We start from the raw sequence: 1,179 nt of genomic DNA on the forward strand, positions 1-1,179 counted from the left end.
TGGGGGCGTGAATTGCTCTCGAAAAGCGTAGCGCTTGCGAATTGATGGGCTTGGGTTTCAAATAGAAGATTATTTGGAAGCAATGCCGTGTGCGCTGAGCGTGCTCCGGTTTTTGAATGTTCTGAAATGGATTGCGCAGGGCAATCCGGTGAGGTGGTGTTATGCAGTTGCAAGATATTCTGTATTCCCAGGGCTTTGGCATTCGCCGTGTGTGTTCCGGGTTGGTGCAGCAAGGCTGGGTCGAGGTGTGTGTCGATGGCGAGATGCAGCGCGTGACCGACTCCACGCTGGACCTGGATCCGGAGGGTTTGAAATTCCGCGTGCAGGGTGTGGACTGGGAATACCACGAAAAAGGCTATGTGCTGCTGTACAAGCCGGCCGGCACGGAATGCTCGCAAAAGCCTTCGGCCCACCCCAGTATCTATACCTTGCTGCCGATGCCGCTGCGCCAGAGGCCGAACAAGAATGCAATCCAGGGCCTGCAGGCGGTGGGGCGTCTGGACCAGGATACAACGGGCTTGCTGCTGCTCAGCGATGATGGCCAGTTCATCCACCGCATGAGTTCGCCCAAAAAGCATGTGCCCAAGGTCTACCGGGTGCAGGCCAAACATGCGGTGACGGCGCAGATGGTGGAACGTCTGCTGGCCGGTGTGGTGCTGGACGATGACCCCAAGCCGGTGCGGGCGGCTGCCTGTGTGCAGGTGGATGAATGCACGCTGGATTTGACGCTGACCGAAGGGAAATACCACCAGGTCAAGCGCATGCTGGCAGCGGTGGGCAACCGTGTGGAAGGCCTGCACCGCTGGAAGATCGGCGGTCTGGAGCTGCCGGCGACCATGGAGCCGGGGCAGTGGCGCTGGTTGACGGCCGCCGACCTGGAGCTGCTGCGCCCCTGAAGATGGCGTACATGGCATGCGAGGCCTGCCATTGGTGACAAAGCCCATTCCTGCTTGGCAGGCAATGGGCTTTTTTCATGTGGTGTGCTGGGTGCAGTGCCATGCGTGCGCCTGGTGGTGGCTGCGCCGTGACCCTGTCCCTGCGGGTCGGGAGGTGCCTTTTGCTGTTGTGGCTCGCTTGGCTTCCCGTATGGGCCGCTATGCCGTGGGGTGGGAGGCAGCAAGTGTCAGTGTGCGGGCAACAAAAAAGGCGATTGCTGAAGCAGCAATCGCCTGATGTGTC

At 60.1% G+C, this 1,179-nt stretch carries 1 protein-coding gene; it reads left to right on the forward strand.

The annotated features are described in order from the left end of the window. Positions 1-161: 161 nt before the first annotated feature. A complete protein-coding gene (locus tag QM470_RS21385) occupies positions 162-896 on the forward strand; it encodes a 16S rRNA pseudouridine(516) synthase (protein ID WP_272971882.1) in 735 nt (244 codons plus the stop codon). Positions 897-1,179: the final 283 nt, after the last annotated feature.

Origin of the sequence: Comamonas sp. 17RB, assembly GCF_030056555.1 — a bacterium.
In the GTDB taxonomy this organism is placed as follows: Bacteria; Pseudomonadota; Gammaproteobacteria; order Burkholderiales; family Burkholderiaceae_C; genus Comamonas; species Comamonas terrigena.